The sequence below is a fragment of the Pseudodesulfovibrio sp. zrk46 genome (assembly GCF_012516435.1).
GTDB lineage: Bacteria > Desulfobacterota > Desulfovibrionia > Desulfovibrionales > Desulfovibrionaceae > Pseudodesulfovibrio.
The window spans coordinates 281,123-304,653 of the sequence record NZ_CP051216.1 but is presented as its reverse complement, the minus strand read 5'-3'; the positions used below and the strand labels follow the sequence as shown (position 1 = coordinate 304,653).

Here is a 23,531-nt window from a genome sequence, read left to right as displayed (position 1 = left end):
AGAGTGTATGGCGCCCTGATTCTGGTGCGGGGTTTCACCTTGCAGTATACGCATATCCATGTAAGCCTTGTCTATTGCGACGCATAAAGCCGCAACGGCAACATTGCATGGTTTACTAAGAATTCACATATTCAAGCTTACAGGAGCACGAACATGGCAAAAGCAACTGCCCGTCATCTTTTGGTTAGTGATGAACAGACCTGCTTGGATCTGAAGAAACAGATTCAGGAAGGCGCAGATTTCGCCGAACTGGCAAAACAGCACTCCAGCTGCCCCTCCGGACAGCGCGGTGGCGATCTCGGTGAGTTCGGCCCCGGTGCCATGGTCCCGGAATTTGACACCGTTGTGTTCAACGAAGCCGTTGGCGAAGTTCACGGCCCGGTCAAGACTCAGTTTGGTTACCATCTGCTGGAAATCACCAGCCGCGAAGACTAAACAACTCTTCATCGTCATAAAGAAACGGCCCTTGTCAGTGTGTGCTGGCAAGGGCCGTTTTCTTTTGATGAGGTAGGTTCCCGTTCAATTCATGGAAGACGCACCGCTCTTGGTAGACAAGTCGATCGACAAAACGAAGGGCTCTAGTAATAAAGAAATATCCGATTGTCATTTTCTGCAGGGGTCTGTACTTTTGTTGTCAAAATAAAGGAGGCTATATGCACTGGATGAATGTGACCCGTCTCTCGATATTTCTTTTTAGTATAATTACTTTGGCCTGTTGTAATGTGTGCTGGGCATGTACTGGTATTCAGCTTGAGGGCTTTGACGGCACTGTTGTCTTTGGTCGTACTCAAGAGTGGGGCAAGTTTGATCTCGAACCGAAGATCGCGGTCTACAGTAAGGGGCAGTTGGTTAAAAGCAGTACTCCGGACGGGAAGGATGGCATATCTTGGAATGTCACGTATGGGTTTGTGGGGATTTTGCTTAAAGATCACGTCATCAACACAGGTATGAACGAAAAAGGACTGGCCGGTGGGATGTTCTATCACAAAGGCTTTGCTGAGTATGTCGATTATGATCCGAAATTGCGCGACAGTTCACTCGCGCCCACTGATTTGCTGACTTATATCCTTTCCAACTGCGCAGATATTGAGGACGTTAAGAAAAAGGTTAGCGACGTAAGAGTCGTTCCTGTGGTTGATGAGACTCTTAAAGCGCCTTACCCCTTGCATGCTATGATCGTTGATCCAAAAGGTAATAGTGTCGTTATTGAATTTCGTGGTGGCAAAACAAACATTATCGATAACCCGGTGGGTGTTATTACCAATAATCCCACCTTCGACTGGCATCTGACTAATCTCAGAAATTACTGCAAAATTTCCAATGTGCCCTGCTCGGATTCAGAGTGCGGTAACTTGGAAATTACTCCTTTGTCGGGAGGAACTGGATTTCTTGGCTTACCTGGCGATTTTACATCTACTTCACGATTTGTGCGAGCTGCACTATTTGTTCAGACGGCCCGGCAGACATGTGGTGGAGAGGATACGGTAACTGAGTCATTCCGTATTTTGGATAGCTTTAATGTGCCCGCAACTCAGTCCGAAGGGGCGAGCAATGCGCACCTTTTGTCTGGAACTCAATATACAATCGTCAATGATACCAAAAACCAAATTCTTTATTATCATACCATGCGAAATCGTTGTGTTCGAAAGATCGATCTGCAAAAAATAGACTTTGGTCGAGATGTCGAGAGGCAGCCAATCCCACTTGATAAACCTAATGACAACGGTTTTCAGGATGTAACTGGCTTATTGCAATGAACTCTAGGGCGACACAGGGGGCAAATGCTCTACTTTTCGAGGGGCTGCTCAACTAGTCCGCTGAATACGTTTCGCAACGGGTGAGCAAGTAGATCGACAGGAACTAGTGTCTCCAAACTAGGAAAATTCGGCGTAAAGGCCTCTTGCACGACGTATGTGCGGGAGGCCTCTTTCTTTGGTCAAAAGCCCGCTGCCGTGTTATGGTTGTAGTGACTCCAACCAGCCAAGTGAGGCAGCCATGAGTAGTGTGCGTGTGTTGGTTTTTCTGGCAGCGGCAATGTTTCTTTTTTTCATCGGCGAGGGTCTTTCCGAACAGACGGACATTCGCTCGACATACCCGCACGGCGTCGTGTCTCATCAGCGAGATATGGCGGCGGATGTGAGGTATGCTGCACTGCCTGCACACAACGTCCTCCTGAGCACCCGATTCGCGGAACGTGGGGCTGGAGAGTTGCAGGATGGGATCCTGCACATTGGCTGCAACAACGGCCCTTTGTAGACCCGGCTGTCCCAACGTAAAACGCCCCGCAGAAGCGGGGCGTTTTTTTGTGTCATGGAAAACTGTCGTTATTTGCAGATGGCATTTGCGTCGAGCGCCTTGAGCCACGGCCCTGCACCGTATCCGATCAGCACCTTTTCGCCTGCGACGAGGACCGGTGTGCCGGGAATCTTGGCGCTATGGGCAAGGGCTGAACTCTGAAGCGTATGCGGTTCGTGCTCTTTCTGCAGCCGTGCATACAAGGCTTCGATGGATTCATCGGCGCCCAGCATCTGCGGGAAGAAGACGATGAACTGTGAGAGCACCACCATGCGAGCCTCTGCGACATCATCGGTCTTGGGCTGCTTGAGGTGCTTGTATGCGAAGTCGAGCTTGTCCAGAAGGTCGTCCTTTCCAACCGCATCTTCGAGAATCCATGCGGCCATGTCGGACCCGATGAAGGTCCTGCGCGGGAAAAAAGAGAGCTTCACTGTGCGATACTTCTCGGGATATTCGCTGAGCAATTTGTGGCCCAGTCGACAGTGCCAGCAGAGCGGGTCGGTCACAACGAGGACATCAAGGTCGCCAGTCCCTTCAAAGGAGACCAGGGCATTGTCGGCGATATCCTGATAAAGGGGATCGCATCCATTGGGCACCTTGTCTTCAGCCAAGGCGGGAACAGCCAGCGCCACAACCAACAAAACGGACAAAATCAATTTTCGCATGGCCGGACCTTACGCCCTTCCGCCAACAATGCCAACCCACTGGCACGTATTTGCACAACCGACAACGCACCGATAAGCCGCTCTATCTTGGTCTACGCTGCACCCGAGCGAAGCGAGCACCAAAAAGTTTAGGAAAAGGAGGGGCTGACGCGGGGGAGGGCGGTCTTAAGCCGCCGTGACAATTCTGGCTGGGGTGGGGGCGGGCTGAACGGTGTTGGCATCAACGAACGTGGTGATTCCATCCTTGCCCATGAACCGACTCAATACCTTGGGATCGGATTGCAACAAATCCACGAGAATGAGCCCGTCGAGACAGTTGCCGAAATCCGGGTCCACGTTGAACCCGATGATTTTGCCGCCAAGCTTGAGATACTGGCGCAGCAATACCGGAATGGACTGGCCGCCCTCCACATCGCTGACCAAGGCCGCGACATCTTCGGGATCGTTGAAAACGTGCTCGGGCATGGTGAAATCCACGCGCTTGAGACGCTTCTTTTTGGGCGGACGCTTTGGTTGCGCCATGCCTGCCAGCTCGGGCAAGGAACAGTGACGCTCCATGAAGTTCACTATGAGCTCGCGGGACACGCCAGAATACTCGCCGGAAATGGATACGCAACCGAATAGCTTGGTGTACTTCGGATTCTTGACCACGAATTCGGCCACTCCTTTCCAGAGAAGGAGCAGCGGCTGGTAGCTCTTTTGATACTTGGGAATGATGAAGGAACGGCCCATTTCCATGGCCGGCCCCATGTTCTCGAGCAGGCCGGGCTGGTAACGGAAAAGGGTGGAAGTGTAGAGCCCTTTGGGGCCCTGTTCCTTGAGAATCTCATCGGTCAGACCGAAACGGTATGCCCCGGCAATTTCTCGTTCCTTGTGGTTCCAGAGCACGAGATGACGATAATAGTCGTCGAATTCGTCGATATCCATGGCGCGGCCAGTGCCTTCGCCTACGAGCCGGAAGGTCTTTTCGCGCTGAATACCTATCTCGCGCAGGATACGGGGAATCTGGAACGCCCCGGCCTGGAACACGGTGAAGTCGCCGGACTCGATGAGAATGGCGTCGTCCTTGAGGGCGGCCACTTCACTGGCGAGAATATGCTTGGCGCGGGAGTTGGCAATGGGAGCCATCTCGCGCGTGGTTGTCTTGGATTTGAAGCGGAACTTCGGCTTGTCCTTGCGAAGTAGATAGGTACGGAAACGGAGGTAATCGATGACTTCCTGATCAGTGCCGTACTCGTTAATCTTGGACGGGGCCACCACGGTTCCGAAGGCGACGCGCACAGGATCTTTGTCTTTGCGCTTGATGTTCTCATGCGGCAGCAGCAGGGTGCGCAGTCGGGGATGAATCAGGCCGAGGGTCTGGAAAAGTCCGCTGTTTCTTCCATCAAAAAATACCGGGAGCACGGAGGCGCCGGTCTTGCGGATGATGCGGCCCACCATGGGGGACCACTTGGGGTCGGCCACCATGCCCTTGTTAACCTTGAGACTGGAAACTTCGCCCGCCGGGAACACGATGAGCATGCCGCCGTCCTTGATCCAGCGCATGGATTTCTTGAGGCCCGAGATGTTCTTCTTGGCGGAGTCGGCCTTGCCAAAGGGATCAACCTCAATGAGAAGCTCGTCCATCTCGGGGATCATACCGAGCATGAAGTTGGCCATGATCTTGATGTCCGTGCGCACCTCGCGCAATATTTTGACCAAGAGCAGCCCTTCGATGACGCCAAAAGGGTGGTTGCAGACCACTACAAGGGGTCCTTTTTTCGGAATACGGCTGACAGGTTGACCGTCTGCGAAGAATTTTACGCCCAGAATTTCCAATGCCTTGTCGCAAAAGTGGGAATCAATCTCATTTTTATGGACTTCAGAGTACATTAAATTGAGAGTTTTTAGCCTCAGAACTTTCGACAGAGGCTTTTTGACAAGGGAAAAAAGAGTCTGGCGAACAGGGTCGCCAAAGGGGGAATCAAGGTTGAGCAGCGGTCCTTGGCCGTTCATGCGTACCCTCCGGGTAGTTGGTTTATCCAAACCTACGGAAAGAGGGGGAGGAGTACGCACCAACGGGGTGACAACTCATTGGATTTTGGTGACGGAATTTATACGATTCAGTGACAGGGCGTCAGAGAAAAATGTATGGAGTTCTCAATGAAAAGGCCCCGAACGATGAGTGCGTTCGAGGCCTGATTTGCTAGGAAGAAGTGATGGTTACTGGACAGGGCCTTCGCTGCCGCGAACCTTCCAGTGGGTGCTGGGAATTGGCAGGCAGTATGAACGCTCGGACATGTCGATGCACATGATCAGACCGCCTGAGTTCTCTTCCCAGAAGAGCTTGTCTATGAACAAGGCCACTGCCTGTGAGGCGGTGAGGTTGTCCGTGTCAGCGGCAGGCATAATCTGCCGTAGAACAGCGCGAGCGCCGTGATGCACCATTCTTGTTGCTTCCTTGGAGAGAGCCACGTCGTGGTAATCGATTTCGTGCAGTATGGGTTCGTCTACATTGTTGCCGATGAACGTTTCCTGAGTGACGGGCTGGTGCATACCGGACATGGTGGCCTCCTTTTTCCGTTTGAGGAGCAAGTTGCAATTCCCGGTCCGTTTCCCTTCTTATCGGCAGATAATCGTAAATGAAATATACCATAAAGATGACATGAGGTAAAATTACGTATATATAGGCGGCAAACTAATAATAGGCGCGACAGGAGGAGTCATGATCGCCAAGCTGAATCTTGCCGGATTCAAAACAGATTACGTTGTAGATATCCAGGAAATTGACGAACAGCACCGCTCGTTTTTCGAGATGCTCGACAAGATAGGAAATGTCGTGTCCGACATGTACAAGCCGCTTAGCGAAGAAGAGGCGGACGCACTGGCGGATGTGATCGACGAATTACGCGAGTACGCGCTGATCCATTTCCGGACCGAAGAGTCTTACATGAAAGAGGTGGACTACCCCGGGTTGTCCAAGCAGAAGAAAGAACACAATCGTTTTATTACCGATGTGATCCGCATGGAGGCCGAGATTGTGAACGGTACCGCTATGCCCGCCATCAAAATTCGCAATTTCATGCACGATTGGTATCGCGACCATATCCTGGCGCTGGATAAACCGTTCAGCGAGTTCTACAATAAAAACAAAAATTAATATCGTCGTTATTACTATGATATAGTTTTCGTCCCGGCCCATTGTGCCGGGACGCAATTTTTTTTGCTCCGTTGCCTTGACTCTTTGTTAGCCATGTTTATCTTTCTGCAAGCCTACGGTCCGGCTTTGTACGGAGACCGAGGTAAGGAGCCCAATGAGGGCGGCAGGGCTGCCTTAAAGCTCCGCCAAAAATGATAATCACTTATTGGAGGTATAGAGGAATGAAGCTGAAACCGCTGAACGATCGCGTTCTGGTCAAGCGTCTCGAAATGGAAGAGAAAACCGCTGGTGGTATCTACATCCCGGATTCTGCCAAGGAAAAGCCCATGAAGGGTGAAATCGTCGCTGCCGGTCCCGGTAAGCTGGACGACAAGGGCGAGCGCGTTGCTATGACCGTCAAGGTCGGCGACACCGTGCTGTTCGCCAAGTACGCCGGTTCCGAGATCACCATCGACGGTGAAGAGACCCTGGTGATGCGTGAGGACGATATCCTCGCCATCGTCGACTAGTTTTTGATCGTATCATTCTTACTCTTACAAACTGACGTTCTTTAAGGAGAATAGACAATGTCCAAAGAAATTCTTTTCGATGCCAAGGCTCGTGAGCGCCTGAAGGCCGGTGTGGACAAACTCGCCAACGCCGTTAAGGTTACCCTCGGTCCCAAGGGCCGCAATGTTGTGATGGAGAAGTCCTTCGGCTCCCCCGTCATCACCAAGGACGGTGTCTCCGTCGCCAAGGAAATCGAGCTGGAAGACAAGTTCGAGAACATGGGCGCACAGATGGTTAAGGAAGTTGCCTCCAAGACTTCCGATGTTGCCGGTGACGGTACCACTACTGCTACCGTTCTGGCTCAGGCCATCTTCACCGAAGGCGTGAAGCTGGTTGCTGCCGGTCGCTCCCCCATGTCCATCAAGCGCGGCATCGACAAGGCTGTTGAAGCCATCGTCGCTGACCTCGAAAAGGTCGCCAAGCCTACCCGTGATCAGAAAGAGATCGCTCAGGTCGGTACCATTTCCGCTAACAACGACGCCACCATCGGTAACATCATTGCCGAAGCCATGAACAAGGTTGGCAAGGAAGGCGTCATCACCGTAGAGGAAGCCAAAGGCCTCGAAACCACCCTCGACGTCGTCGAAGGTATGCAGTTCGACCGCGGTTACCTCTCCCCCTACTTCGTCACCAACACCGAGCGCATGACCTGCGAGATGGAAGAGCCCCTCATTCTCATCAAGGAGACCAAAATCTCCAACATGAAGGAACTCCTGCCCGTCCTCGAACAGTGCGCAAAGATGTCCAAGCCCCTCATGATCATCGCTGAAGACATCGAAGGCGAAGCTCTGGCTACCCTCGTAGTCAACAAGCTGCGTGGCACCCTGAACGTCGTTGCCGTCAAGGCTCCCGGTTTCGGTGAGCGCCGCAAGGCCATGCTGAAAGACCTCGCTATCCTCACCGGTGGCCAGGTTGTTTCCGAAGACCTCGGCATCAAGATCGAAGGCATGACCGTCAACGATCTCGGTTCCTGCAAGCGCGTTGTCATCGACAAGGAAAACACCACCATCGTTGACGGTGCTGGCAAGGCCGACGAAATCAAGGGCCGCATCCAGACCATCCGCGCTGAAATCGCTGATTCCTCCTCCGACTACGATCGCGAAAAGCTCCAGGAGCGCCTCGCCAAGATCGTCGGTGGTGTCGCCGTCATCAACGTTGGCGCCGCAACCGAGACCGAGATGAAGGAAAAGAAAGCTCGCGTCGAAGATGCTCTGAACGCTACCCGCGCAGCTGTCGAAGAAGGCATCGTCCCCGGTGGCGGTGTGGTTCTCGCCCGCTCCGGTCAGGCTGCCCTGAAGGTCAAGGCTGCTGACGACGACGAGCAGGCCGGTATCAACATCATTGCCCGCGCTGTCGAAGAGCCCCTCCGTCAGATCGCCGGCAACGCCGGTCTCGAAGGCTCCATCGTTGTTGAGAAGATCAAGGAAGGTAAGGGTGGCATGGGCTACAACGCCGCTACCGACCAGTACGAAGATCTGATCAAGGCCGGTGTCATCGATCCCAAGAAGGTTACCCGCACCGCTCTCCAGAACGCTGCTTCCGTCGCAGGCCTGCTCCTCACCACCGAGTGCGCCATCGCCGACAAGCCCGAGCCCGCAGGCGCTGCTCCCGCAATGCCCGGCGGCATGCCCGGCATGGGCGGCATGGGCGGCATGGGCGGCATGTACTAAACAGTACGGCCAATCTAAGCCAAATATTAAACCGGCTCGGTCCTCACGGACCGGGCCGGTTTTTTTGTTGTGTATGCCGCTGTGCGGCTGCCTCCGGCGGCCAAGGGGGAAGGGGAGAGAGAAGGGACCCTTTAAAAAGGGTCCCTTCTCTCTCCCCTTCCCCCTTGGATCCCCCATCCCCTCTCTCATCCCCCTAAACTTTTTGGTGCCCGCGCTGCTGCGCGGGAAAGTTGACGATACAGCCTCAGAGATATAAAGACTTAAATAATTGATGGTTTATTAGTGGAGGTGTGATGAGTGAGCATCTGACATATAGGAAAGAGATAAGGCCATGTGTCCTTACCTTTGACGATATTAAAAAAATTTTTAGAGAACTTAATAAGTGTCAAGAACGTGCTGTAGAAATTGAGAAAAAATCTTGGAAAAAAGAGTCATTTGAGTCGGAACAGGTCTACAAAAATTTTGTAAATCAGAGGTGCGATAATTATAAAATTTCCATAGTAGTTAATGGGGCTAATGGAGAAGACTTAGCTGGAGAAGACAGCACTCTTTTTGATTCCGACAATCTCCCTGAAGAAGTTGTTGGTGTGTATTTTTCGAATATATCTTGGTACCGATCTATGTTTGGTGTTAACCCAGCGCATTGCTTTGCTATCAATATTGATTTTAGAAAGCCGCCAATTATTGATTTTTCAACTCGTTCAACAGATCCAACCCCCAACTCTAGTATTGTTGAAGTGAGTGGGAATGATAGTTTATGGGTGCAGAGTGTGGTTGAGGCTGTTAAACGAGTGGAGAGAGAAAAGTCTAGCAATAGGAATATCCTTCACAGACCATTTGCATATGATTTTGTGGTTTGGTTTTTGGGTATTCCCGTAGGGGTTTTTGGGGCAAGTAAGTGTGAAGCTTTTATAGGGAAGTACACTGATAGTAATTTTGTGTTGTATGCAACATGTATAGTGTTTTTTGGGGCGTTATTAATGTGTTTTCGAGGGGCATTTAGTTACACGAAATGGGCGTTTCCAAAAATTGAATTAATTCGGGAAGGAAGTGCAACTCTGAAACATCGGAAGAGATGGTCTGTGCTGGTGGGTACTATTGTGTTGTCCGTAATTAGTTCTTTTGTATTTAAAGCTATTTCAGGCTGAGTGTTGGGGATAGTTTTTATAATGTAGGGGAAATTCCCATTGCTCTTGTGTAGCCATCAAACCCACAACGGCCTAGAAGCTGACAATACGGGCGGAGCGGCTCTTCGAACCGCGCGTAGCGAAGCGGAGCATTCGGTTCGTTGGAGCGCAGCCCGGATTGATCAGATTCTTGGACGTTTGGGTGGCGGGGAGCGTGCGTTCTGAAAAGCGTTTTTTGCTTCATTTTTGTCGCTTTGGACAAAAAGAAGTCGCTGGCTTCAGACAGCGAAAGCTGGAGGAAGCGCAGCGACCGGCTCTATATTCTTTCATTCTTCATGCCGCCCATAGGGCGGCTTCCTTATTCCCTCTTCATCAATATCCCAAACATCACCACCATCACCTATCCCTTCCTAATAATCGTCTTCCTTCCCCTCGTCGCAAACATCCTTGGGCGCGCCAACGCACTTCTGTGACTCAGGATTCCAAACCTGACAGTCATGCGGACAATTCTGCGGCTTGACCCAATTGGGGCAGGAGAACTCCATCACGGCGTCGGTATAAACGTCATGGCATCGCTTGAGCGCGCGCTGGCATTGTCCGTAGCAGGCAACCGCTTTGACGCCGTCGAAGTTTTCGCAGCGAGCTGTGCAGGAACCATAGTCTCCGCAACAGTTGACGGTCTCCGTCACACCAAAGGCTTCCTTGCAACAGTTGATGCAGGCTTCATCGCTCGGCTTGCACCCAATGACGCAATCTGTAAGCGTACCGGCCTCGGCAAAGACCGGAATAGGTTTAATGACGACTATCAAGAAGAGAAGGGCGGCTATGTGCAGGAAATAGGCAGGTCTAAACATGGCGCATACTCCTTTTTTCAGGAGCGTACGACAATCAACACTCATGAACTAGCTAGCGTGAAAATTTATAATGTAAACGGCTATTTCTGTGTTCTGTGGTATGAAATTGAAGCGGTTGACTGAAGCGTATCATGCAGGGGGCGCTTGCACCTGTTTCGACAACCGGGTAACTATCCTGTTTGGTTGAAGGAACTCGATGAAAAGGGCGCCGCGTCCCATAATCCGCCTTGAAAACTGAAAGGATCACAGTATGCCCACTGATAAGTTCATGGAAGAAGCCTATGCACTGGCCAAGAAAAGCTATGACGAGGGTGGGCTGCCCATTGGTGCCGTGTTGGTCCGGGGGGATGAAATTGTGGCCCGTGGTCATAATCAGCGAGTGCAGCTCGGTGATCCCATCGCGCATGGCGAGATGGACTGTCTGCGCAAGGCGGGGCGGCAGAAGAGTTATCGAGACACCGTGCTCTACACCACACTTTCACCGTGCATGATGTGCTCGGGGACCATTGTTCAGTTCGGTATCCCAAAGGTTGTCATCGGGGAAAACCGCAACTTCGGCGGCAACGAGGAATTCCTGCGCTCTCGTGGTGTCGAGGTGGAGATCGTCGATCATCCGGGGTGTATTGACCTGATGGAACGACTGATCCGGGAAAAACCGGAGCTGTGGAACGAAGATATCATGGAAGATTAGGCGGCTGCCTATTTCTTCTTTCTCCGTCCCCGCTCGTATTCCTTGAATGCTTTCTGGGCGGTGGCCATCTGTTCATTCAAGGCGTCGGCCTTCTTGCCTCGCCATACCAAAACACCGGCAAACGCAGCCACCAGCGCACCACATAATACCCACATGACGATTTCAGCGGGTGGTACCAGCATCCCGGTGAAGATGAACGCCATTACCGCTGCTCCGACGGCAGAGGTGAGGTGTTTGTGGTTCAGCCAGTGGGCGTTGAATGCCAAAATCTGGTCCTGTGCGGTGGCAATGTCTGCCTCCAGCCGCTCGCGGGTGGCCTGTCCTTCGGTGGTCATATGTATTCCTCGTTGCGGATTGAATTCATTGCGTGCTGCGTTTTTGCCTACATTACGATCAAAGTCCAGATCGTTACTTGGATTTTGGGAACACCCAGCATCCTTTGATTTCGAGATCACTGCAGGAACTGAACTCTTTTAGCACATCCAGAAAATGCCTGAGGGCCGTGGATACCTCGCCCTTTCTCCATGCCACCTTGATAGCGCTGTACTGCTTGACGCCATCCCACTCGAACGGGAGCAGCTTGACGCAGGGCGGGCATACTTTCTCCATTCGTTCCGGTACAAATCCCATGCCCATACCAGCGGCAATGAGTGAGAGCTTGATCTGTTGCGTCCGGGCTTCCTGCACAATGCGGGGCATGCAGTCACGCTCGTGAAAGCGGGCGATGGAGCGTTCGTATGCGTTGGGATAATGAAGGCGGGAGAACATGATGAATGGTTCACCCTTGAGATCATCCCACCCCGCTGTACCGCGCTTGGCAAAGGGGTGATTCTCGTGAACCGCGAGATAGTAGGTGTCCTCTATGAAGGTGCGTGACTCCATTTTGTCGGAGTCGGTGTGGCAATGATGACATAATCCAACATCAAGCTCTCCATCGAGGATGGCATTTTTTTGTGAGCGTGACTCCATCTCCTGAATGTCGAGGACAATGCCTGGGAACCGTTTGCGGAACTCGGTAAGTGCTTCTGGAAATTTGGTGTGGATGGCGGAGTTGAGGAAACCGATGCGTAGCCGCCCGATCTCGCCCCGGGCAATGGACTTGATGCGGGTCACCCCGGCATCGAGAGTCTCCAGCGTGTTGCGCGCCACACAGAGAAAGGTCTTTCCCTGCTCTGTGAGGGCTACCACTCGATTGGTACGGTCAAAAAGTTTGCAGCCCAGCTCCTCCTCCAGCTTCTTGATCTGCTGGGACAGGGGCGGCTGGGCAATGTGGCAACGCTCTGCCGCGCGGGTGAAGTTCAACTCTTCGGCAACGGCCACAAAGTATTTGAGTTGGCGCAGTTCCATGGATGCCTCCGCAATTCATTATATCGAAAAGGTATCGCAATAGGTCGACATATATATTGGACGTATCGCGTTTTCTGGACATACTTAAAGGGACGCCCAATGACAAGTCGGGCGTCCCTTTAAAGGAGATGGCTAGATGAAAGTGCAGTTACAAGGCCCACTCGGGCGTGCCGTCGAGGACTTCGCGATACTCGGCCACGACCTTGAGAAACTTGCGGAGCAGAGCGGTTTCGTTCTTCTGCTTCCACAGGGCTGTGATCTCCCACTGGGGCAGATCGCCGTCCAGAGGTTTGAAGGTCACGCCGGAACGCTTGTCGCCTGCACTGGAGGCCGGAACGAGGGCGCAGCCGAGGCCTGTTGCCACCAGCGCCACGGTGGACTGCTCGGTGTTCACCTCCTGCACGATGTTGGGCATGAAGCCCGCCTTGTGAAAGGAGCCGATGAGCGAACGATAGAGGGCTGGTTGCGCGATGCGTTGGTTGAAGATGAGCGGTTCGCCTTTGAGGTCGGTTATGTCGACGCGCTTTCGATCCGTGAAATGGTGGCCTTCCGGAATGGCGAGAACATAGGGCTCGCGCAGGAATACCATCGTATTCAACCCGCTGGTGTCATGGCCGAACAGCCGCACAAAGGCGATGTCGAGACGATCGGCGCGGAGCATGGGCAACTGCTCGGTGGTGGACTTGGCCGAGAACTCCAGCCGGATGTTGGGGTTGGCCTCGCGGAAGGCGCGGATGGTCTGGGGCAGCTTGCTCAGGGCTGCCGGACCGATGAAGCCAACGTGGAGTTGCCCCTCAAGGCCTTTGGACATGTCCTGGATGCAATGCACGGCTTCGTCGATGCGGTCCATGATGTCCCGACAGCGGCGCAGGAATTCATTCCCCTCAGGGGTGAGGGCCACCTTGCGGCTGGTGCGTTCCAGCAGCTTTACCCCCACCTCTTCCTCCAGCTTCTTGATCTGCTGGGAAAGGGGGGGCTGGGCGATATGACAACGCTCGGCAGCTCGTCCGAAGTGAAGTTCCTCGGCCACGGCGATGAAATACTTAATTTGTCTGAGTTCCATTATTGAGATGTATCAAGTCTTAATTGCGATGTAAATATATATTGGACATATTCATGCCCGGTCTCTAGCGTCTGGGCAACACGAACAAGGAGGCGCTTATGTTGGTTTCGCTGAGTTTTCGTCTGACCATTTCCGTACTGTTGGCCTGTGCCATGGTCGTACTTTCCACAAACATTTGCATGGCAGAAGCGCAAGGGCGCATTCTGGGGCAGGGCTTGCCCAACACCGTCGGTCTGGCGCAGGACCATCGCGGTCTTCTCTATACCGCTAACAAAGTGACAGGCGATGTGTTCTGTCTGCCGCCCGAGTCTGATCCCGTATTGCTGGCCCGTGTGCCGGGTGTACCTACCTCCGTGGCCGTGGACCGGTTGCGCAATGTCTTTGTCGGCACGGAAGCTGGTAGCGTATTCGTGGTGTCCCTAGACGGTTCGGTGCGAGAAGTCTACCACTGTTGCGGTGCTCCTGTCGGACTCGATATCGATCGCGACGGCGGTTTGCTCATCGCCATGGAAGACGGCGTGATTGTGAGAGTGGACCGTAAGGATTTTGTTGAAAGATAAATCAGAATGGGATGCCGCCTTCGGCGGATTTGTCGGGTGATTTCGCCTCCGGCGGCCATCGCTGCTGTCTTCATCCGTAAGGCTCGAAGACTCGTCAACGGCTGAAGCAAAGGGCTATACCCTTTGGAATAGCCACGACCTTCATGTGTGACTATTGGCTCTTCTCTTCTGTTTTCAACGGGTTGCCGACTGATGTCTGCAACCCGTTTGATGTTTGTGTGTGAACCGCGTGTGTTAAATTGCTATGCAACTTTACTATCATCCTTGCGGCTTTCCCTTTCGTAGACATCCATGGCATCGCGTTCCACGTCACGGAGCCTTTCCAGATAGATTTCCGTGCTGCGGCGGTCAGCATGTCCAAGGACGCGCTGGATGCCCGGGAGCAAGGCACCGTTGTTATCCATGACGGATGCGCCCGATGCTCTGAAGCGGTGGAAGCTGTAGTAATCCACCTTGGCATTTTCACAGGTCGTCTTGAGCATTTTGTATCGACCCTTCTTGTACGGCCCTTCTTCCATCTTCCGGGTCTTGGGGTTGTATCCCCTTGTCCAGAACACCCATTCCTTATCGGGATCACGCTCGGCGTACAATTCGGACAACACTTCATACAGTTTGTCCGTCATGGGGACCTGGCGTAGAACCGGTTCCCGATTCTTGTTCTTGTACGTCTTCAGTTCAACGTAACGATCCTTGAAGCTTACCCGCTTCCACTTGAGGCGATGCACTTCAATGCTCCGAGCCAAAGTTTCGCGTAGCACCCACAGGTAGGCTCGATTTTCCGGTTTAGCTGCGGCAATGATGCGATCCAGTTCCGCGCTTGTGGGAGTCAGCTTCTTTTCCTTGGGCTTGTCGCTGGGGAATGATTCCAACCCCGCAAAGGGATTTTCTTGGATGAACCGCTGTCCTCGCTTCGTGGCCCAAGAAAATGCTGCCCGAAGCACCTTGAGGTCGTTGTTGCCTGCCACCGGGCCGTTTGCCTTCACCCGGTCCATTAGGAATTCGTCTGCCATCAGGCGGGTGATGGTGCTGCACGGCACGTTGCCCAAGTAGTCTAGCAGACGTTGGGCGGCATACTTGCTCTTCTTATAATGCGAATCCGAGTATGCTCGCTCAAGGAGGTAATCAAGCCGCAGGTTCAGCAGATCAAGCAAGTCCATGTCGCCCTGGGCTGCCATTGCCAGCTGTCTTTTTACTTCCTTTCTTTTTTCGGCTTCGGCTGCTTTTGCGGCCCGTTTCGTTTTGAACCACGCCTTGGTGTGGCGTTTGCCCTTCGCCATGAAATCGTACCGGTACCCTTTTCCGGCTTTGAAATAGACGGTCATAAATATCTTCCTCGTTCGGGAAGAACCACGACCCACCACGTTTGACGCCGCCGACTTCTTCGGCATGATCATAGACCCAGTCCACGCTTTTACCCAAGAACTTGGCAACGTCCTTGGCTGATAATACGCGGGTCTTCAGATTGGTGTCAAAGGTCATCATTCTTCCGGGTTGTCATTTCCAGGGGCGATTACGCCCAAAAACTCGGCCAACCCTTCACTTTGACACTATCGGCATTCAATAAGTCAAATCGATCAGAGGGGGCCGGTCAAAATTTCCCAAAAAAAAATTGAACGGCCTCAAAAACGATCCTTTCTCTGAAGCAGAATAATCCCCATTTGTCGGCCTACCGGTCGACAAATGGGGATTATGGTTGGAGAGCGAGATTGACGAGTCAATCTCGCTCTCCAACCCGCGCCCATGAGAAAACCCCGCACAAAATGGCGGGGTTTCATCTAATATGAACTACCAAGGTAAGCGTCGGACACATCGCGCCTTCCTGCGGAATGTCCAGCCGTCACTTCGATTTCATCACGAGCTTCAGCATCGAGTTGGGGCCATCCTTCCCCCACTGCGTCTTGGGCAGCCTGATGGAAGGCTTCTACGGATTCGTGCTGATTGGGCGGTTGGAATCCTGTGTGCTCGACATACATGTGGTGAAACCGTTCGTGCCGATTGCTGTGCAGAGTCCACCCGCTTTCGCGCTTGGTGAAGCCGCAGAGTCTTGCCGCGTAGGACAGCTTTTCTTGCCACTTATCCCCCATGCCTTCAGGCATCAGGTTGTGAATCCCTGGCCTGTCAGATTGACTGACATAGGGCAGTGCGTTCTGCAGAGCATCCTGCTGCCTGTCGGACAGATTGTACAAGGTCCGTGGGCGGCCACCCTTTGGGCCATATTGGATGTGAAGGGTACGGCCTTCCCTGTCCCAGTCATTAATCAGGTCGAGCTTGGCCGACTCTTCCCGGCGTAACCCCAATTCGTACTGCAGACGAATCTGAGCAGCACAGCGAGGACCGTGCTCGTATTGCCCGCCTTCAAGTTTGGCGATTGCCCCCAAGACAAATTCAGGGGCAACCGCTTTGCTGTTGGCGTTGGCAATAGTACCGCGCTTCACATCGAACACATCGTTGGTCGGATTGATGCGCGTGTTGCCGTAGGCTTCGCACAGGTGACGGGCAGCACTGAAGACTTCAGCTATACGCCCGTCACCCACGCCTTGATCTTTCATTCTGTCGGCGACCGCCGCAAAATGTTTGTTGGAAATGTTTGTCCATTTTCGGACCCCGAACCCAGCTTCACGCAGTCGGCCTGCAAAGGCCTTAGCGTTTTGGCGAATTCTGAGTTGTTTCGAGCGCGGGCCGGACAGGGTTGCCCTGTTCGCGCCCAGTACCAAGCTGATGGATTTTGTCATGGATTTCTCCTTCAAGAATAGTTCGGGGCAGTGCCCCGGGACAAAGCAGACCGGACCTTTCCCGTTAGCCGGGAAATGATCTGCCTATGGCGCGAAAGTGCGCCACACAACAACCGATAGCGGAACAAATCAATGTCCGTTTCCCACAGAAGGAAATATCCTGAGAATCCATTTAATAAGAGGTGTCACCACATAGGCTCGTTCGTCCTATGCATAGTCGGTGACCATGGGGGAATTTGGACAACGGCAGGTTTATAGATACCTGTCGTCTGACCGATGGCGGGTGCTGTGTTTCAGCTGGCGTTTGGATGTGAAAGTGTGCCGTTTGGAAATGAACGGCGAAAAAGTGTTAGGTGTTACGGCACGTTGGTGCCAACACATGCGTTCATCAGTTTAGACTTTCGTCAAAACTTATGAACGCGCCTTGGGTGCGTTTTACCTCCTTTTCTGATTACTGAACCTGACAGGTTATGCCCCACCTTATCATCCCGGCAAATCTTCGCGCAATGTTCGGCTAGACATTTTCGACAATTGCTGCCGATGGATCCGCCATGATGGTGTTGGCTTCGGCTCAAAGGATGTTGAGTTGTTGAGCATGAGCAATGCTGGAGCTGGTTTGTTTATTAATGATCCAGGCCATGCCTCCCTAAAATGAGAAACCATCTAGCGGGCAATTAGTTACTTTAGCCACCATCAATTATCCATTGGCCCGAAGAACAGAGTCTACTTTTCTACAAAGTATTTGCTGCTGAGTCCCGGCCTCGCGAGAAAATCATATCGAGAAAGGCCTCACCTCTGGTAGGGTTGGATACTAGAGGAGTGTCTTCATGAGCATACACACGTCGAATCCCCTTTCTGCGTATATCAGGGCTAAACATCGCATTCTCTTGAGCCAAGGGGGAGGGGGCGATTCCCAGGAGCGCCACACAAAATACTCCGTTCACTTGTTCCAGCTCCATCCCCAGCCATCCTAGGCTGCGGTTTGGGGCGAAGAGGCCATCTTCGAGATGCTCCATGCACTTGAGGTGCAGGCCGTAACCACCAACTTCGAGGGAGGCGTGTGACAAGGGGGATGCGCGGCCGTGATCATGAAAAGAGCAGAATAGGATCGAGGACTGTGCGACAAGCTCTGCATCGGGTCCGTTGACCGGGTAGCATTCAAGAGTTTGCACCACGCGGCCCTGAGGGGCTGCTTCTAGAAAACGGAGGATTCATGGAGTCAGTCGAATATCGTGGTGTGGTCAGTTCCGTACGGGGCAGCGTCGTGGACGCGATCTTTGACGGTCCGGCCCCGCCCATGCAGTCCATGCTCCGCGCCGGGCCCGAGGGCACGGTGATCATCGAGGTGGCGGACCACACCCGCGAGGGAGAGGTCCGAGCCATCGCCCTGACACCCACATCGGGGCTGGCCCGTGGCGACACTGTCGTGGGGGATGGCTCTACGCTGACCGCTCCTGTGGGCGACACCCTGACCGGCCGCGTCTTCAATGTCTTCGGCAAGGTCTCCGATGGCGGCAAGGAGCCGAAAAACGTTACCTACAAATCCATCCACAGCGATCCCATTGACTTGTCCGAGCGGGTGACCAATGAAGAGATTTTCCAAACTGGCATCAAGGTCCTGGACCTACTGACCCCCTTGGAAAAGGGCGGCAAGGCCGGACTCTTCGGCGGTGCAGGCGTGGGCAAGACCGTGCTTATCACCGAACTCATCCACAACATGGTCGGCGCTCACCAAGGCGTATCCATCTTCTGCGGCATCGGCGAGCGGTGCCGGGAGGGCGAGGAACTCTACCGCGAGATGAAAGACGCGGGTGTCCTCGACAATACTGTCTTGGTTTTCGGTCAGATGAACGAGCCGCCCGGAGCACGTTTTCGAGTGGGGCACACCGCCTTGACCATGGCCGAGTATTTCCGTGACGAAAAGGAGCAGGACGTGCTCCTGCTCGTCGATAATATTTTCCGTTTCATCCAGGCGGGCATGGAGTTATCAGGACTGCTGGGGAGGCTGCCGTCACGCATGGGATATCAGCCCACCCTTGGTCCAGAGCTGGCCGCACTGGAGGAGCGTATCTCGTCCAGCCGTAAGGGGGCCATTACCTCCATTCAGGCCGTGTACGTCCCGGCCGACGACCTGACCGACCCAGCGGCAACCCACGCCTTTTCCCATTTCTCCGCCTCCCTCGTTCTCTCTCGCAAACGAGCCGGAGAAGGGCTTTACCCAGCCGTTGATCCGCTACAATCCAAATCCATGATGCTCTCCCCCCATGTGGTGGGCCAGCGTCATTACGATGTGGCCCAAGAGGTCCGACGCACGCTGTCCGTCTATGAGGAACTCAAGGACATCATTGCCATGCTCGGCCTTGAGGAACTTTCGAGCGAGGACCGCAAAATCGTCTACCGGGCGCGCCAGCTTGAGCGCTTCCTGACCCAGCCTTTTCACACCACCAAGCATTTCACTGGCAAGGAGGGGCGCACTGTGTCCATGGAGGCCACGGTGGAGGGAGCCGATCGCATCCTCAACGACGAATTTGCCGATACAAAGGAAAGTGCCCTGTACATGATCGGTGATGTCGACGAGGTGGTGAAGACCACGCACGCGACGGACGACACAAACACGGAAATGAAACGGGATACGGAGGACGCGGCGTGAACCTTAAAATCCTGCTGCCCTCCAAGGTCTTTCTGGACGAAGAAGTCATCAAGGTCACGGGCGAGTCCCCCCTGGGCGGGTTCACTCTCAAGCCCAGGCATATCGACATGGCCACATGCATCGTGCCGAGCCTCATGAGCTATGAAACCCCTGCGGGTAAAACAGTGCTTCTGGCCGTGGACCATGGCGTGACGGTCAAGCGCGGCGATTACGTGATCGTGGCCGCCAACAGCGCGGTGCGCGGCGAACTGGGCACACTGGAAGAGGAGTTGCGCGCCATGCTCACGATCACCGACGATCGCGAGCGTTCGGCACGCACTGCGGTGGCCCGGCTGGAAGCGGATTTTGTCCGGCGATTTCTGGAGTTCGAGAAATGACCGATGAACATGGAAGAAAATTCCCCGACGAGATCGGGAGCAAGGAACGGCGCAGGATCCGGGCTGGACGCGAGCCCAACGTCGGGGCGTGGTACGGTCTGGGACTCTTCGGCGTGGTGGGCTGGTTTGTGGCCATCCCCACCCTGCTCGGTGTTATGCTCGGCGTGTGGATCGACCTAAACTGGCCCTCTCCCCGCTCCTGGACTCTGATGCTCATGATTGGCGGTCTTGGCTTGGGCTGCGTCAATGCCTGGCTCTGGCTGGGGCGGCAACGAAGAAAGATTTTGGAGGAACGAGAGAATGCCGATGCTGACGATCATTAGTGTTGGACTAGCCTGGGGCGGACTGCTCGCCCTGTTCCACTTCGGTGGCCTATGGCTCTCCCTGGCGCTGACACCCAGAGTGGCCCGTCCCACCCTGTGGTTCTACGGAGGGCTGTTGGTCCGCTACGGCGTAACCTTGGTCGGCATGTGGCTCGCCCTCAAGGTCGGCCCCATGGCGGTAATGGCGGCCTGCGCCGGATTCTACCTCATGCGCATGGTGGTAGTACCAAGGCTGGCCGGAATCCAGGGGGCGCGATGGAAATAACACCCGATACCATCGTCTACGCCCGTTGGGGCATGACCAATCTCAACGCTACCATCGCCTTCACCTGGGGCACCATGGCGCTCATCGTCGGCTTTTCCTGGTCCGTCACCCGACGGCTGACCAGCGGCACGGACATCGACCAGCACCAGAACCTGCTGGAAATCCTGGTAGACGGTCTACTGGGCCAGATTCGCGAGGCCACCAAGCAAGAGCCGGAGCGGTTCATGCCCCTGCTCGGCACGCTGTTCATTTTCATCCTTGTATCCAATTTGCTGGCCGTGATACCGGGCTATCAGCCGCCCACCGGGTCCTTGTCCACCACCACGGCCCTAGCCTGCATCGTGTTCCTGGCCGTGCCTTATTACGGCATCCGGGAGCACGGGCTGGGCAACTACCTCAAGGGGTATATTCAGCCCACGCCGTTCATGCTCCCCTTCAACGTGCTGGGCGAGGTCACGCGGACCTTTGCCCTGGCCGTGCGCCTGTTCGGCAACATCATGAGCGGCACCATGATGGGTGGCATCCTCCTCATCCTGGCCCCGCTCTTCTTCCCGGTAATCATGCAGCTGCTCGGCCTACTCATCGGCGTGGTGCAGGCATACATTTTCACGATTCTGGCGTCGGTGTTCATCGCCTCCGGACTAGAGGCCCATAGCAAATCAACGAACTAAAGGAGATCATCATGGATACACTTGCAATTGTCACCCTCGGTTCAGTCATCGGCGCAGGTATCTGCATGGGACTGGGAGCCATCGGTCCAGCTATCGGTCAGGGCATGGCTCTGGCGCGTGGCCTGTCCTCCATCGCCCAGCAGCCTGACGAAACCAACACCATCGTCAAGTTCATGTTCGTGGGCATGGCCATGGTCGAATCCACAGCCATCTACAGCTTTGTGCTGGCCATGATCCTGCTCTTTGCCAACCCGTTCTGGAACTACTTCATCGAGAAGGCAGGGAGTTAATCCATGCTTATCGACTGGTTCACGGTAGCTGCACAGGCCATCAACTTTCTGATTCTGGCTTGGCTGCTCAAGCGGTTTCTCTTTGGCCCGATCATCGCGGCCATGCAGGAGCGGCGCGACGGGCTGGCTCATGAGTTGAGTCAGGCCCACGAAGCCCGCGAGAAAGCGGGCCGCCACGCCGAAGAACTGTCGAAAATGCGCGAGGATCTGGAAAGAGAGGCCCAGGCCATGCTGGTTAAGGCCAGGGCCGAGGCGGATGAGCAACGCGAACAGTGGCTGAAGGAGGCTAAGGCCGAGGTCGAGGCGCGAACCCAGGCCTGGATCGATGCCGTGGAGCGAGAACAGGCGGCCCTGGGCGATCGCCTGCGCCATCGCATCGGAGAGCAGGTGATCCGTCTGTCGGAAAAGGTACTTCAGGACCTGGCCGGAGACGAGCTGGAAGCGCGCGCTCTGGAGGGGTTCATCTCCCGACTGACCCGCAGTGACGTCGAGGCCCAGGTGTCCGGCGACGTGACCGTGCGCACGGGATTTCCCCTGTCCGAAGAAGTTCTGGACCGTTTGGGAATGGCCATTAGGGAACATTTCCCCGACTGCGGGGCAATAGAGACCGTCGAGGACAAAAGCCTCGGCTTCGGCATCGTCATGGTCGGGGGCGACACCAAGTGGGAGTGGAATCTTGCGTCCTACATGGACGATGTGGAGAGCTCCATCTTTGCGGAGTTGGCCGAGACACGAACGGAGACATCATGAACAATGGATATCTGGAAGAGATCATGAATCAGGCTGTAGACGGCGTGAGGCGTGGATTGGAGAGCCATGACCCGAAGATGGAGCCCGAAGAAATCGGACGCATCCTCTCCGTGGCCCAGGGCGTGGTTCAGGCCAAGGGCATGAGATCGGTCGGGGCCGAGGAATTGCTCATGCTCGGCCCGGACGTTCCCGGCATGGCTCTGGACATCATGCCCGATAGTGTGGGCATCGCACTGCTCGGATCGGGCGAGGGTCTTTCTGCAGGAGACGAGGTGGTACGCACCGGTCGTGTCCTGGATGTGCCTGTAGGCAAGGGGGTGCTCGGTCGCGTGATCACCCCGTTGGGCAAACCATTGGACGGCAACGGCCTCATCGCCAGTGAAAAGCGGTTGGCCGTGGAGCGCGAGGCTCCGCTTATCCTGCACCGCGCGCCCGTGGACACCCCGCTGCAGACCGGCATCAAGGTCATCGACACCCTGATTCCCATCGGGCGGGGCCAGCGCGAACTCATTGTTGGCGACCGGCAGACCGGCAAGACGGCCATTGCCCTGGACACCATCTGCAACCAGAAAGGCGCGGACGTCATTTGCATATACTGCGCCATCGGCCAACGCTCATCCAGCGTGGCCCGTGCCATCGAGGAACTGAAGCGGCGCGGAGCCATGGACTACACTGTGGTCGTGGTGGTGGAAGGCGGCGATCCGGCGGGGCTTCAATACATTGCGCCCTATGCAGCCACATCTATTGGCGAGTATTTCATGCACCAAGGCAAGGACGTGCTGGTAGTCTACGACGATCTGACGCGCCATGCCCAAGCCTATCGCCAGCTCTCCCTGCTCCTGCGCCGCCCACCCGGACGCGAAGCCTTCCCCGGCGACATCTTCTACATACACTCCCGGCTCCTGGAACGGAGCACGCGCCTCAAGCCGGAACAGGGCGGAGGAACCCTCACGGCCCTGCCCATTATCGAGACCGAGGCCCAGAACATATCGGCCTATATTCCGACCAATCTCATTTCCATCACTGACGGTCAGATTTATCTCAATCCAGACTTGTTCCAGAAGGGTACCCTGCCCGCCGTGGACGTTGGCGTATCCGTGTCCCGCGTGGGCGGCCGGGCGCAACTTCCGGCCTACGCCAAAGTAGCCGGTGACCTGCGCCTTACCTATTCTCAGTTCCAGGAGCTCGAAGCCTTCGCCCGCTTCGGCACCCGCATGGATGAAGACACCCGGGCCAAGCTCGACCACGGACTCAGGGTGCGTGAAATTCTCAAGCAGAAACGGTTTTCGCCGCTGACGGCCGGCCAGCAGGCCGCCGTGCTGCTGGCCGTAACCAAGGGGTTGTTCGGTCCCGTGGACCTCTCCCGGATTCTCGAAGCCGAGGAGCATCTGCTGGGACACCTGGCCGAGAGTCGGGGTGATCTCGATTCCCTGGCCCGGGCAGACCGTGACGACCCCATGTGGGACGGGTTGGTAGATGAAATCCGCACCATCCTGGAAACCATGGAGTAGTC

General features: G+C 54.8%; 26 protein-coding genes. 17 read left to right on the top strand and 9 right to left on the bottom strand.

Going from position 1 to position 23,531, the window contains the following annotated elements:
* Positions 1 to 153 precede the first annotated feature (153 nt).
* The 3 genes from HFN16_RS01345 to HFN16_RS01335 all read left to right on the top strand — a co-directional run bounded on the left by HFN16_RS01345 (position 154) and on the right by HFN16_RS01335 (position 2,256).
* Positions 154 to 435 (top strand): peptidylprolyl isomerase, encoded by a 282-nt coding sequence (locus tag HFN16_RS01345; protein ID WP_168888991.1) that lies wholly within the window; start codon positions 154 to 156, stop codon positions 433 to 435.
* Between the two features lie 218 nt (positions 436 to 653).
* Complete coding sequence (locus HFN16_RS01340; protein WP_247648400.1) at positions 654 to 1,757, top strand: linear amide C-N hydrolase; 1,104 nt, start codon at positions 654 to 656, stop codon at positions 1,755 to 1,757.
* A gap of 238 nt (positions 1,758 to 1,995) precedes the next feature.
* On the top strand, positions 1,996 to 2,256 hold the full coding sequence (locus HFN16_RS01335) for a hypothetical protein (protein ID WP_168888990.1): 261 nt from the start codon (positions 1,996 to 1,998) through the stop codon (positions 2,254 to 2,256).
* Positions 2,257 to 2,324: 68 nt separating this feature from the next.
* Here the strand turns inward: HFN16_RS01335 and HFN16_RS01330 are convergent, their stop codons facing one another.
* The 3 genes from HFN16_RS01330 to HFN16_RS01320 form a co-directional block, all read right to left on the bottom strand.
* Complete coding sequence (locus HFN16_RS01330; protein ID WP_168888989.1) at positions 2,325 to 2,960, bottom strand: hypothetical protein; 636 nt, start codon at positions 2,958 to 2,960, stop codon at positions 2,325 to 2,327.
* A 165-nt stretch (positions 2,961 to 3,125) separates the two neighbouring features.
* Positions 3,126 to 4,955: a GNAT family N-acyltransferase gene (locus HFN16_RS01325; protein ID WP_168888988.1), complete on the bottom strand. Its 1,830-nt coding sequence runs from the start codon at positions 4,953 to 4,955 to the stop codon at positions 3,126 to 3,128.
* Between the two features lie 207 nt (positions 4,956 to 5,162).
* On the bottom strand, positions 5,163 to 5,504 hold the full coding sequence (locus tag HFN16_RS01320) for a hypothetical protein (RefSeq protein WP_168888987.1): 342 nt from the start codon (positions 5,502 to 5,504) through the stop codon (positions 5,163 to 5,165).
* A gap of 160 nt (positions 5,505 to 5,664) precedes the next feature.
* On the opposite strand from HFN16_RS01320, the gene HFN16_RS01315 reads away from it, so the two are divergent.
* The 4 genes from HFN16_RS01315 (at position 5,665) to HFN16_RS01300 (ending at position 9,466) form a co-directional block, all read left to right on the top strand.
* Positions 5,665 to 6,099: a hemerythrin family protein gene (locus HFN16_RS01315; protein ID WP_168888986.1), complete on the top strand. Its 435-nt coding sequence runs from the start codon at positions 5,665 to 5,667 to the stop codon at positions 6,097 to 6,099.
* A 221-nt stretch (positions 6,100 to 6,320) separates the two neighbouring features.
* Complete coding sequence (gene groES / locus HFN16_RS01310; RefSeq protein WP_168888985.1) at positions 6,321 to 6,608, top strand: co-chaperone GroES; 288 nt, start codon at positions 6,321 to 6,323, stop codon at positions 6,606 to 6,608.
* Positions 6,609 to 6,665: 57 nt separating this feature from the next.
* Positions 6,666 to 8,318: a chaperonin GroEL gene (gene groL / locus HFN16_RS01305; protein ID WP_168888984.1), complete on the top strand. Its 1,653-nt coding sequence runs from the start codon at positions 6,666 to 6,668 to the stop codon at positions 8,316 to 8,318.
* A gap of 293 nt (positions 8,319 to 8,611) precedes the next feature.
* Positions 8,612 to 9,466 (top strand): hypothetical protein, encoded by an 855-nt coding sequence (locus HFN16_RS01300; protein WP_168888983.1) that lies wholly within the window; start codon positions 8,612 to 8,614, stop codon positions 9,464 to 9,466.
* Between the two features lie 389 nt (positions 9,467 to 9,855).
* Here the strand turns inward: HFN16_RS01300 and HFN16_RS01295 are convergent, their stop codons facing one another.
* Positions 9,856 to 10,299, bottom strand: a complete 444-nt coding sequence (locus HFN16_RS01295; RefSeq protein ID WP_168888982.1) for a hypothetical protein — start codon at positions 10,297 to 10,299, stop codon at positions 9,856 to 9,858.
* Positions 10,300 to 10,549: 250 nt separating this feature from the next.
* On the opposite strand from HFN16_RS01295, the gene HFN16_RS01290 reads away from it, so the two are divergent.
* A complete protein-coding gene (locus tag HFN16_RS01290) occupies positions 10,550 to 10,990 on the top strand; it encodes a nucleoside deaminase (protein WP_168888981.1) in 441 nt (146 codons plus the stop codon).
* Between the two features lie 8 nt (positions 10,991 to 10,998).
* Here HFN16_RS01290 and HFN16_RS01285 read toward each other — a convergent pair whose 3' ends face one another.
* The 3 genes from HFN16_RS01285 to HFN16_RS01275 form a co-directional block, all read right to left on the bottom strand.
* Positions 10,999 to 11,325 carry a hypothetical protein gene (locus tag HFN16_RS01285; RefSeq protein ID WP_168888980.1) on the bottom strand — a complete coding sequence of 109 codons (327 nt, stop codon included), beginning with the start codon at positions 11,323 to 11,325 and terminating at the stop codon, positions 10,999 to 11,001.
* Between the two features lie 73 nt (positions 11,326 to 11,398).
* On the bottom strand, positions 11,399 to 12,337 hold the full coding sequence (locus HFN16_RS01280; RefSeq protein ID WP_168888979.1) for a LysR substrate-binding domain-containing protein: 939 nt from the start codon (positions 12,335 to 12,337) through the stop codon (positions 11,399 to 11,401).
* A gap of 148 nt (positions 12,338 to 12,485) precedes the next feature.
* Positions 12,486 to 13,400 (bottom strand): LysR substrate-binding domain-containing protein, encoded by a 915-nt coding sequence (locus HFN16_RS01275; protein WP_168888978.1) that lies wholly within the window; start codon positions 13,398 to 13,400, stop codon positions 12,486 to 12,488.
* A 98-nt stretch (positions 13,401 to 13,498) separates the two neighbouring features.
* Between HFN16_RS01275 and HFN16_RS01270 the strand changes: the two genes are divergently transcribed.
* Positions 13,499 to 13,960 (top strand): hypothetical protein, encoded by a 462-nt coding sequence (locus tag HFN16_RS01270; protein ID WP_168888977.1) that lies wholly within the window; start codon positions 13,499 to 13,501, stop codon positions 13,958 to 13,960.
* 242 nt (positions 13,961 to 14,202) lie between these two features.
* Here the strand turns inward: HFN16_RS01270 and HFN16_RS01265 are convergent, their stop codons facing one another.
* Both HFN16_RS01265 and HFN16_RS01260 read right to left on the bottom strand, forming a co-directional pair.
* Positions 14,203 to 15,282 (bottom strand): tyrosine-type recombinase/integrase, encoded by a 1,080-nt coding sequence (locus HFN16_RS01265; RefSeq protein WP_168888976.1) that lies wholly within the window; start codon positions 15,280 to 15,282, stop codon positions 14,203 to 14,205.
* A 453-nt stretch (positions 15,283 to 15,735) separates the two neighbouring features.
* Positions 15,736 to 16,692 carry an integrase domain-containing protein gene (locus HFN16_RS01260; RefSeq protein WP_168888975.1) on the bottom strand — a complete coding sequence of 319 codons (957 nt, stop codon included), beginning with the start codon at positions 16,690 to 16,692 and terminating at the stop codon, positions 15,736 to 15,738.
* A 1,213-nt stretch (positions 16,693 to 17,905) separates the two neighbouring features.
* Here HFN16_RS01260 and atpD point away from each other — a divergent pair.
* Genes atpD through HFN16_RS01220 form a run of 8 tightly spaced genes read left to right on the top strand, consistent with a single transcriptional unit; the run spans position 17,906 to position 23,529 of the window.
* Positions 17,906 to 19,342 carry a F0F1 ATP synthase subunit beta gene (atpD, locus tag HFN16_RS01255; RefSeq protein WP_168888974.1) on the top strand — a complete coding sequence of 479 codons (1,437 nt, stop codon included), beginning with the start codon at positions 17,906 to 17,908 and terminating at the stop codon, positions 19,340 to 19,342.
* Positions 19,339 to 19,719 carry a F0F1 ATP synthase subunit epsilon gene (locus HFN16_RS01250; RefSeq protein WP_168888973.1) on the top strand — a complete coding sequence of 127 codons (381 nt, stop codon included), beginning with the start codon at positions 19,339 to 19,341 and terminating at the stop codon, positions 19,717 to 19,719. Before atpD ends, HFN16_RS01250 begins: the two co-directional genes overlap by 4 nt.
* On the top strand, positions 19,716 to 20,042 hold the full coding sequence (locus tag HFN16_RS01245) for an AtpZ/AtpI family protein (protein ID WP_168888972.1): 327 nt from the start codon (positions 19,716 to 19,718) through the stop codon (positions 20,040 to 20,042). Before HFN16_RS01250 ends, HFN16_RS01245 begins: the two co-directional genes overlap by 4 nt.
* The gene (locus HFN16_RS01240) at positions 20,026 to 20,307 is read left to right on the top strand and encodes an ATP synthase subunit I (protein ID WP_168888971.1); all 282 of its coding nucleotides are present in this window, start codon (positions 20,026 to 20,028) and stop codon (positions 20,305 to 20,307) included. The genes HFN16_RS01245 and HFN16_RS01240 overlap by 17 nt, the downstream gene beginning before the upstream one ends.
* Complete coding sequence (locus HFN16_RS01235; RefSeq protein ID WP_168888970.1) at positions 20,298 to 20,978, top strand: F0F1 ATP synthase subunit A; 681 nt, start codon at positions 20,298 to 20,300, stop codon at positions 20,976 to 20,978. Before HFN16_RS01240 ends, HFN16_RS01235 begins: the two co-directional genes overlap by 10 nt.
* An 11-nt stretch (positions 20,979 to 20,989) precedes the next feature.
* Positions 20,990 to 21,268, top strand: a complete 279-nt coding sequence (locus HFN16_RS01230; protein ID WP_168888969.1) for a F0F1 ATP synthase subunit C — start codon at positions 20,990 to 20,992, stop codon at positions 21,266 to 21,268.
* Between the two features lie 3 nt (positions 21,269 to 21,271).
* Positions 21,272 to 22,018 (top strand): hypothetical protein, encoded by a 747-nt coding sequence (locus HFN16_RS01225; RefSeq protein WP_168888968.1) that lies wholly within the window; start codon positions 21,272 to 21,274, stop codon positions 22,016 to 22,018.
* Positions 22,015 to 23,529, top strand: a complete 1,515-nt coding sequence (locus HFN16_RS01220) for an alternate F1F0 ATPase, F1 subunit alpha (protein WP_168888967.1) — start codon at positions 22,015 to 22,017, stop codon at positions 23,527 to 23,529. The genes HFN16_RS01225 and HFN16_RS01220 overlap by 4 nt, the downstream gene beginning before the upstream one ends.
* The last annotated feature ends 2 nt before the right edge of the window (positions 23,530 to 23,531 follow it).

What these genes read in the sequence shown, in the direction of transcription:
- HFN16_RS01270 (WP_168888977.1), top strand. Translation starts at nt 13,499, where the DNA reads ATGTTGGTTTCGCTGAGTTTTCGTCTGACCATTTCCGTACTGTTGGCC.
- HFN16_RS01300 (WP_168888983.1), top strand. Translation starts at nt 8,612, where the DNA reads ATGAGTGAGCATCTGACATATAGGAAAGAGATAAGGCCATGTGTCCTT.
- HFN16_RS01325 (WP_168888988.1), bottom strand. Translation starts at nt 4,955, where the DNA reads ATGAACGGCCAAGGACCGCTGCTCAACCTTGATTCCCCCTTTGGCGAC.
- HFN16_RS01260 (WP_168888975.1), bottom strand. Translation starts at nt 16,692, where the DNA reads ATGACAAAATCCATCAGCTTGGTACTGGGCGCGAACAGGGCAACCCTG.
- groES (WP_168888985.1), top strand. Translation starts at nt 6,321, where the DNA reads ATGAAGCTGAAACCGCTGAACGATCGCGTTCTGGTCAAGCGTCTCGAA.
- HFN16_RS01290 (WP_168888981.1), top strand. Translation starts at nt 10,550, where the DNA reads ATGCCCACTGATAAGTTCATGGAAGAAGCCTATGCACTGGCCAAGAAA.
- HFN16_RS01225 (WP_168888968.1), top strand. Translation starts at nt 21,272, where the DNA reads ATGCTTATCGACTGGTTCACGGTAGCTGCACAGGCCATCAACTTTCTG.
- HFN16_RS01245 (WP_168888972.1), top strand. Translation starts at nt 19,716, where the DNA reads ATGACCGATGAACATGGAAGAAAATTCCCCGACGAGATCGGGAGCAAG.
- HFN16_RS01335 (WP_168888990.1), top strand. Translation starts at nt 1,996, where the DNA reads ATGAGTAGTGTGCGTGTGTTGGTTTTTCTGGCAGCGGCAATGTTTCTT.
- HFN16_RS01295 (WP_168888982.1), bottom strand. Translation starts at nt 10,299, where the DNA reads ATGTTTAGACCTGCCTATTTCCTGCACATAGCCGCCCTTCTCTTCTTG.
- HFN16_RS01340 (WP_247648400.1), top strand. Translation starts at nt 654, where the DNA reads ATGCACTGGATGAATGTGACCCGTCTCTCGATATTTCTTTTTAGTATA.
- HFN16_RS01265 (WP_168888976.1), bottom strand. Translation starts at nt 15,282, where the DNA reads ATGACCGTCTATTTCAAAGCCGGAAAAGGGTACCGGTACGATTTCATG.
- HFN16_RS01285 (WP_168888980.1), bottom strand. Translation starts at nt 11,325, where the DNA reads ATGACCACCGAAGGACAGGCCACCCGCGAGCGGCTGGAGGCAGACATT.
- HFN16_RS01275 (WP_168888978.1), bottom strand. Translation starts at nt 13,400, where the DNA reads ATGGAACTCAGACAAATTAAGTATTTCATCGCCGTGGCCGAGGAACTT.
- HFN16_RS01315 (WP_168888986.1), top strand. Translation starts at nt 5,665, where the DNA reads ATGATCGCCAAGCTGAATCTTGCCGGATTCAAAACAGATTACGTTGTA.
- groL (WP_168888984.1), top strand. Translation starts at nt 6,666, where the DNA reads ATGTCCAAAGAAATTCTTTTCGATGCCAAGGCTCGTGAGCGCCTGAAG.
- HFN16_RS01345 (WP_168888991.1), top strand. Translation starts at nt 154, where the DNA reads ATGGCAAAAGCAACTGCCCGTCATCTTTTGGTTAGTGATGAACAGACC.
- HFN16_RS01230 (WP_168888969.1), top strand. Translation starts at nt 20,990, where the DNA reads ATGGATACACTTGCAATTGTCACCCTCGGTTCAGTCATCGGCGCAGGT.
- HFN16_RS01280 (WP_168888979.1), bottom strand. Translation starts at nt 12,337, where the DNA reads ATGGAACTGCGCCAACTCAAATACTTTGTGGCCGTTGCCGAAGAGTTG.
- atpD (WP_168888974.1), top strand. Translation starts at nt 17,906, where the DNA reads ATGGAGTCAGTCGAATATCGTGGTGTGGTCAGTTCCGTACGGGGCAGC.
- HFN16_RS01235 (WP_168888970.1), top strand. Translation starts at nt 20,298, where the DNA reads ATGGAAATAACACCCGATACCATCGTCTACGCCCGTTGGGGCATGACC.
- HFN16_RS01330 (WP_168888989.1), bottom strand. Translation starts at nt 2,960, where the DNA reads ATGCGAAAATTGATTTTGTCCGTTTTGTTGGTTGTGGCGCTGGCTGTT.
- HFN16_RS01320 (WP_168888987.1), bottom strand. Translation starts at nt 5,504, where the DNA reads ATGTCCGGTATGCACCAGCCCGTCACTCAGGAAACGTTCATCGGCAAC.
- HFN16_RS01220 (WP_168888967.1), top strand. Translation starts at nt 22,015, where the DNA reads ATGAACAATGGATATCTGGAAGAGATCATGAATCAGGCTGTAGACGGC.
- HFN16_RS01240 (WP_168888971.1), top strand. Translation starts at nt 20,026, where the DNA reads ATGCTGACGATCATTAGTGTTGGACTAGCCTGGGGCGGACTGCTCGCC.